The sequence below is a fragment of the uncultured Kiloniella sp. genome, from assembly GCF_937128705.1.
Lineage (GTDB): Bacteria > Pseudomonadota > Alphaproteobacteria > Kiloniellales > Kiloniellaceae > Kiloniella.
Genome location: NZ_CAKZMP010000040.1, coordinates 1 through 6,890, shown reverse-complemented (window position 1 = coordinate 6,890; position 6,890 = coordinate 1). Strand labels below are relative to the sequence as shown.

The window sequence follows — 6,890 nt, the reverse complement described above, 5'->3', positions numbered from 1 at the left end:
GGGAACTCGTTACGGATGCGTTTGAACGCTTCTAACTGTTGTTGATTATGCTCAGACTGTTGTTCATCTGCGCTGGAAAGGTGGCTCATGATCAGCTTGAGATCCAGTTTGTTGAGCCGTGATCGGTTGCTCAGAAGCTGTTCGAGGTCCTGCGTTGATAGCCCAAGGCGATTGATCCCGGTTTCAAAATGCAATGTGGCTGGTGCAGGGGTGCCGTTGGCCGCAATCCAGAGGTCAATGCCGTCGAGATCATAGAGGCATGGGATCAGATGATATTCCCGCAGTAAATCGGCATCAAGGCTGAGATAGGGGGACAGTACATAGATTGTTGCCTCGGGGAACAGGGCGCGTAACTTTACGCCTTCGCCGACGAGCGCAACAAAAAAGGTCTTGCAGCCTTCTGCCCAAAGGGCCTCAGCCACACGTTCGTACCCCATGCCATAGGAATTGGCCTTGAGAACACCAGCACAAGTGCTGCCACTCTGCTGTGCAGCATTGCGCAGGGTCTTAAAATTCGAAACCAAAGCGCCGAGATCAACGGTTAACTGTGGACTGGTGCCTGAAAACTCGGCGGACGGGGATTTGGTCTGTAAGTGTTTCTGGGACTGTTTTGGGGACTGGATCATGCTGCTGGCTCTGTTTTTATTCTCGTCCCACTTATTTTATCTTCGTCGTTGCTTCATCGTACAGGTAGATGTCTCTACATTGTACTCTTTGCGCCGAGTGGAAAAGCGAGTTGGGAAGAGTATAGGGGCTGCAACAGTTGAGTGCAGCCCCTATAATTAACTTATTATGTTGTTCGTTTCTTTTAACTGGGTTCGTTATTTTTAACTGGCGAGAGCTTGCTCGATATAGAGCTGACGCAAACGCTTGGTCAACGCACCCGGCTTGCCATCCCCAATCTTCTCACCGTCCAGTGAAACAACAGGTGTCACAAAGGTGGTGGCAGAGGTCACGAAAGCTTCGGCGGCATTGCGCACTTCATCCAGTGTAAAGGGACGTTCTTCCACTTCCATATCAGCTTCGTTGGCAAGTTCAAGAACCGAGCGACGGGTAATGCCGTGCAGGATTTCATTGCCCAAATGACGGGTAATGATCTTGCCTTCTTTGCTGATGATATAGGCGTTGTTTGAGCTGCCTTCGGTCACAAAGCCATTTTCGTACATCCACGCGTCATCCGCACCTGCAACCACGGCGGCCTGTTTGGCAAGGGCAGGGGCCAGTAGGCCAACGGTTTTGATGTCCCGACGTTGCCAGCGAATATCTTCGACAGAGATCACAGATAGACCACGTTCCGCAGCCGGGCTGTTCAACAGGTTCTTTTCCTGTGTGAACATCACCAGTGATGGCGTGGCGTCTTTCGGAAAGGCAAAGTCACGATCTGCGGCACCCCTAGTGATTTGCAGATATAACCCGCCTTCTTTCAGACCGTTTTGTTTGATCAGTTGGTTTTGAATGGTCACGATGTCATCCATAGAAACCGGACTGGTCATCTGTAGCTCATCCAATGAACGTTGAAGGCGGACAAGATGCGCTTCGTTGTCGATCAAACGGCCTTCCAAGACGGTTGAAACTTCATAAACGCCATCGGCAAAAAGAAAGCCGCGATCAAAAACGGAAACCTTGGCATCTTCTTCGGGTAGGAAAGACCCGTTTACATAAACTGTTCTGCTCATAACTTTTGTTCCTAAACCTTTTAATAGGCAGCCCTATAGGGTCTTAGTCCCCCAGAGGAGTTTAACCCTATAGGGTTTTAGCCCCAGAGTTCTTTTTCAGGCGCGGCAATTTCAACACCCGTGAAAATCAGACCGGGTTCACAATCTTCTGCCAACAACAACGGCGCATCCAGATCAACAACCTTGCTGCCCTGGGCCACAACCATCGCCGGGGCCATGGCAAGGGAAGACCCCAGCATACAGCCGGTCATGATTTCAAAGCCGAGCTTTTCTGCTTCGAGTTTCATGGCAAGGGCTTCGGTCAGGCCGCCGGTTTTATCCAGCTTGATGTTGATCATGTCGTACTTGCCAACCAGTTTGGGCAGGGACGCACGATCGTGACAGGATTCATCGGCGCAGATGGTGATTGGACGATCCAGTTCCTTGAGCAGATCGTCATCACCCGCAGGAAAAGGCTGTTCGATCATTTCCACGCCCAGCTTGACCAGTTCAGGTACAATTGCGTTGTACACCTCTTTGGTCCAGGCTTCGTTGGCATCAACGACGATACGGGCTGTTGGATGGCCTTTGCGCACAGCGGCAACACGGGCAAGATCACCTTCGCCGCCCAATTTGAGCTTTAGAAGCGGCTTGTCCTGATTGTCACGGGCGTCCTGTTCCATGGTTTCCGGATCAGACAGAGACAGGGTGTAAACTGTCGTTGCGGGTTCCATAGGGATGCCAGCAATTTCCCACGCCCGTTTGTCTGTTTTTTTGGCTTCCAGATCCCAAAGGGCTGCATCAACGGCAAAGCGGCCAGCACCAGCGGGCATGGCGTCTTGCAGTTCTGTGCGTGTCATTCCTGCTTCGAGCGCGGGCAGTATTTCGGTGATTTGTGCGCTCACAGATTCAACGGACTCACCATATCTGGGGTAAGGAACGCATTCGCCCTGTGCCTTTATGCCGTCTTCTTCAATGTAAACATTGAGAACGACAGCTTCGGTCTTTGATCCGCGGGAAATGGTAAAGGACCCGCGGATCGGCCAAGGCGTTGAAGAGATGGTTACTTTACGGCTCATGACAGGTTGTCCACGATGGCAGCAACCCCTGTGCGTACAGGATCAACAGTCGGCAGGCCGAACTCTTCTTCTGTTTTGGCCAGATAGGCTTTTGCTTCTTCGTCGCTTAGCTTTGATGTGTTCACAGCAATACCGACAAACTTAGCATTTTTGTTGGTCAACTTGGCAGCGGCAAGGTTTGCCTCCATGCATTCTTTGATGGATGGCAAGCCAAAGTCTGGTAGGCCGCGCATATGGGTACGTGTTGGTTCGTGGCAAAGGACCAATGCATCAGGCTGTGACCCGTGAATCAGGCCGAGTGTCACGCCAGCGAAAGAGGCATGGAACAAAGAACCCTGACCTTCGATGATATCCCAGTGATCGTCATCATTGGCTGGTGCGTGAGTTTCAACAGAACCGGAAATAAAATCAGCAGCCACAGCATCAACGGAAACACCGTCACCCGTGATTAGGATGCCGGTTTGACCTGTCGCGCGGAAGTCAGCCTTAACACCACGGGCGCGCAGTTCTTTTTCAATGGCAAGAGTGGAGTACATTTTACCACAAGAACAGTCTGTTCCCACAGCAAGCAGGCGTTTACCTGAACGCTTTGTTCCAGCAGCAACTGGATAGCTGCGGGAAGGGTGGCGCACGTCATGGATTTCACGGCCAAGGCGTTTTGCGGCTTCTGCCAGTTCTGGAACATCGGCAAGTTTGTTGTGAAGACCTGCGGCCAGATCAAGGCCGGCTTCCATGGCTTCGATCAGGGCAGCTACCCACGTTGCATCGATAACACCACCCCGGTTGGCAACACCGACAACCATGCTTTTCGCGCCATTAGCAACGGCTTGTGCAGGTGTCATGTCGGTCAGCCCCAGATCAGCGTTACAGCCATCAAGACGTAATTGTCCGACACAGTTTTCCGGACGCCAGTCTTTAATACCTTGGGCTACCTTGGCGGCAAGGGGATCAGCGGCATTGCCGAGAAAAAGAAGATAAGGTGTTTTAATGCTCATACTTGTTACTCCCGCATTGCATCTTGTTTGGGATGCAAGGTTATTGTTTTTGTGCTCTGGTGTCTGTCCGTTGATGACAGTCAGCGCGGTTTCTGGAAGCTATTTTGTATAGTCTTACCAGTTTGGATCAGTTTTGGTCAATTTTGCGAATATTATGACAAGATTGAACTCGAAATGTTTCCTAAATTTTAGTATATGTGATTTTAATTTTGGAATATAATTTCATATTACAATAAAAATGCAGGAAATTATTCGATGGACAAGATTGACGCGAAAATTCTTACAGCTATACAGAAGGATTGCAGAATACCAATCGCCGCACTGGCTGGCGAGGTGGGGTTATCACCTTCGGCGTGTCATCGGCGCGTGAAGCTTTTGGAAGCTGGGGGGCAGATTGCGGGGTATGTCGCACGCTTAGATCCCAAGGCTTTGGGCTATTCCATCGAGATATTTATGGAAATAACGCTGACATCGCAAAGTGAAGAAGCTTTTGATAAGTTCGAGACGGCGGTAAAGGCCACGCCAGAAATATCTGAATGTTATTTTATGGCGGGGCAAGCGGATTACTTAATGCGGATCGTCGCGAAGAATGTTGCGGACTATGAACGTATCCATCGGTCGGCTCTGTCCCGGTTACCGGGGGTGGCCCATATGCAATCTAATTTTACCTTGAGGACAGTCCGTCCATGGCGGGGATATCCTGTGGGGGACAATCTTTAAATCTACTGGCTCACAACGTTACTGATACTTGTCGTGTATGCGTGCCATTGTGCCATCATCATGCATGTCTTGGATGGCTTGCCCGATTTTTGAGAGAAGGGCTAGATGCTTTGATTTTCGTGACACAGCAAAATAAAGCGGAACCTCGACATTGGGGGAATAGGTCGCTTTTTCTAGTTTGGACTTAAAGCCTTTGGTCAGAACTTCATAGGATGCATTAGGATCTGTGCCGACATAGGTGTCAATTCGATTTGAACTGAGCATGGGCAGAAGTCGTTGCTCCATTGCAACGTCAACTTTTTGAATCGCTGTGTCTGTATTAAAGGGATCAAAATAGTGTGACTCGAATACATGCCCAACTCTCAATTTATAAAGGTCATCATAGCTTTTAAGAATATCTGATTCGCCTTTTCTGACATAAAATACGACCGACACCGTAGAATAGGACGGTGTGGAATATGCCAGATATTTTTCGCGCTCATCATTCTTTGTAAACCCGGAAAACAGATCCAAAGCACCGCTTTCCAGTTCCAATAGGCAGCGTTTAAAGGGGCAAACTCTTGGCTGTAATGTTATGCCCAAACGCTTTTCAAGTTCTAGGCCTATATCATAGTTAATCCCGTAAATTTGGGGCTGTTCTGTCATCCCATAGGGGGGCCAATGAGAAAACCCGTACCTGATTATCTCGTTAGCGATAACAGGTTTCTGAAGAAGAAAAGAGCATAATAAAAGGCTCAGAATACTTAATGCGCGATATATACTTCTAGTCATGAACATTTGGTTTTGCCTTAGACTGTCAGCAAGCAACTGGATTTTAGCAAAGAAGTGTTAATCATCAGATAATGTAATTTAAGGCCATGATCGGCCGTAGTGCAGATTTTAAATTTCCTATTTATCTTGTTGTAAATAATAATAAAACTTCGATTGTTGTGTTAAAAAATTTATCAAATGATAAAAAAAATTGACGGACGTTGTTATTTTACCTTAGAATTATACCAAACAGGGATAGATACCACCCCATAAGAGGGCGGATCTAACGTCAAAAGTATAATAATTATATATACGTCAGGGAGATTTTGGATGAGTACCAACGCCGGTAGTCGGCCCGATATCCAGTCTAGCCGTCTTGAAGACGAAGACTATAGCAAGAACTTTAGCGATATCCATCCGCCACTTAATAAACACGAAGCCTTTGTCGAAGCAGACCGCTGTTATTTCTGTTATGACGCCCCGTGTACTGTCGCATGCCCGACTTCTATCGATATTCCCATGTTCATCCGTCAAATTTCTGCTGATAATCCCAAAGGATCAGCAAAGACAATTTTTGAACAGAATATCCTTGGTGGTATGTGTGCCCGTGTCTGTCCAACAGAAACTCTATGCGAACAGGCGTGCGTCCGTGAAGAAGCAGAGGGCAAACCCGTTAAAATTGGTTTGCTACAACGTTATGCAACAGATCATCTTCTCGAAGATGGGGATAAGATCTTTAAGCGTGCAGAGCTGACAGGTAAGCGGGTTGCTGTTGTTGGTGCTGGTCCGGCGGGACTTTCCTGTGCACACCGTTTGGCGATGCATGGGCATGATGTGGTGGTGTACGATGCCCGCGAAAAGGCTGGTGGCCTGAACGAATATGGCATTGCTGCTTATAAGTCTGTCAATGATTTCGCCCAAAAGGAAGTTGAATTCCTGCTTTCTATCGGCGGTATTACAATTGAAAACGGCAATCGTCTTGGCGAGACAATCTCCCTTGCTGATCTAAGACAGAATTTCGATGCTGTTTTCTTAGGCATGGGCCTGGCAGGAATTAATGCTCTGCGTGCCGAAGGGGAAGACCTTGATGGTGTTCTCGATGCGGTTTCCTATATTGCTGATCTTCGTCAGGCACAGGATCTGTCGAAAATCTCTGTTGGTCGCAAAGTTGTTGTTATTGGTGGCGGTATGACCGCGATTGATGTCGCTGTTCAAACCAAGCTGCTCGGTGCTGAGGACGTAACCATTCTTTACCGTCGTGGCAAAGAACAGATGAATGCCAGTGAATACGAGCAGGAATTGGCACAAACCAACGGTGTTACAATTCGACATTGGGTCAAGCCAAATAAACTGATCGGCGATAATGGCAAAGTTGTTGCCATTGAATGTGAATATACTGAAAACAAAAACGGTTCTTTGTCTGGTACTGGCGAAACACTGACCTTAGAAGCCGACATGGTGTTCAAAGCAATTGGTCAGAACTTTGTCGCGGCGCCGTTGAACGGATCTGCCGAAGCAATTGAACTGGATAGTGGTCGTATCAAGGTGGATGACAATCGCCATACCAGCCTAGGCAATGTCTGGGCCGGGGGGGATTGTATTGCGGGTGGTGAAGATCTCACCGTCGCAGCAGTAGAGGACGGAAAGGTTGCTGCCGAAGCAATCAATGACGTGCTGAGCGCTTAACACAG

At 48.4% G+C, this 6,890-nt stretch carries 7 protein-coding genes; 2 read left to right on the top strand and 5 right to left on the bottom strand.

The genetic code is table 11. From position 1 onward, the window contains the following. The 4 genes from Q0241_RS02255 to dgcN form a co-directional block, all read right to left on the bottom strand. Positions 1-626 (bottom strand): alanine racemase (locus tag Q0241_RS02255; RefSeq protein ID WP_299372401.1); only part of this gene is annotated, 626 nt, incomplete at its 3' end. A gap of 201 nt (positions 627-827) precedes the next feature. After that, complete coding sequence (locus tag Q0241_RS02250) at positions 828-1,676, bottom strand: D-amino-acid transaminase (protein WP_299372398.1); 849 nt, start codon at positions 1,674-1,676, stop codon at positions 828-830. Between the two features lie 77 nt (positions 1,677-1,753). Then, positions 1,754-2,734 (bottom strand): N-acetyl-D-Glu racemase DgcA, encoded by a 981-nt coding sequence (gene dgcA, locus Q0241_RS02245; RefSeq protein WP_299372395.1) that lies wholly within the window; start codon positions 2,732-2,734, stop codon positions 1,754-1,756. After that, positions 2,731-3,729, bottom strand: coding sequence for an N-acetyltransferase DgcN (dgcN, locus tag Q0241_RS02240; protein WP_299372392.1), 999 nt, complete (start codon positions 3,727-3,729; stop codon positions 2,731-2,733). The genes dgcA and dgcN overlap by 4 nt, the downstream gene beginning before the upstream one ends. A gap of 255 nt (positions 3,730-3,984) precedes the next feature. Here dgcN and Q0241_RS02235 point away from each other — a divergent pair, with 255 nt between their 5' ends. Further along, positions 3,985-4,449, top strand: a complete 465-nt coding sequence (locus Q0241_RS02235; protein WP_299372389.1) for an Lrp/AsnC family transcriptional regulator — start codon at positions 3,985-3,987, stop codon at positions 4,447-4,449. Positions 4,450-4,467: 18 nt separating this feature from the next. Here Q0241_RS02235 and Q0241_RS02230 read toward each other — a convergent pair whose 3' ends face one another. Beyond that, entirely contained in the window at positions 4,468-5,220 is a 753-nt protein-coding gene (locus Q0241_RS02230; RefSeq protein ID WP_299372386.1) for an ABC transporter substrate-binding protein, read from the bottom strand. 309 nt (positions 5,221-5,529) lie between these two features. Here Q0241_RS02230 and Q0241_RS02225 point away from each other — a divergent pair, with 309 nt between their 5' ends. After that, on the top strand, positions 5,530-6,885 hold the full coding sequence (locus tag Q0241_RS02225) for an NAD(P)-dependent oxidoreductase (RefSeq protein WP_299372383.1): 1,356 nt from the start codon (positions 5,530-5,532) through the stop codon (positions 6,883-6,885). Positions 6,886-6,890 lie beyond the last annotated feature (5 nt).

Bases quoted from the DNA above. Each gene is read 5' to 3' on its own strand.
- Q0241_RS02250 (WP_299372398.1), bottom strand. From the start codon at position 1,676: ATGAGCAGAACAGTTTATGTAAACGGGTCTTTCCTACCCGAAGAAGAT.
- dgcA (WP_299372395.1), bottom strand. From the start codon at position 2,734: ATGAGCCGTAAAGTAACCATCTCTTCAACGCCTTGGCCGATCCGCGGG.
- dgcN (WP_299372392.1), bottom strand. From the start codon at position 3,729: ATGAGCATTAAAACACCTTATCTTCTTTTTCTCGGCAATGCCGCTGAT.
- Q0241_RS02235 (WP_299372389.1), top strand. From the start codon at position 3,985: ATGGACAAGATTGACGCGAAAATTCTTACAGCTATACAGAAGGATTGC.
- Q0241_RS02230 (WP_299372386.1), bottom strand. From the start codon at position 5,220: ATGACTAGAAGTATATATCGCGCATTAAGTATTCTGAGCCTTTTATTA.
- Q0241_RS02225 (WP_299372383.1), top strand. From the start codon at position 5,530: ATGAGTACCAACGCCGGTAGTCGGCCCGATATCCAGTCTAGCCGTCTT.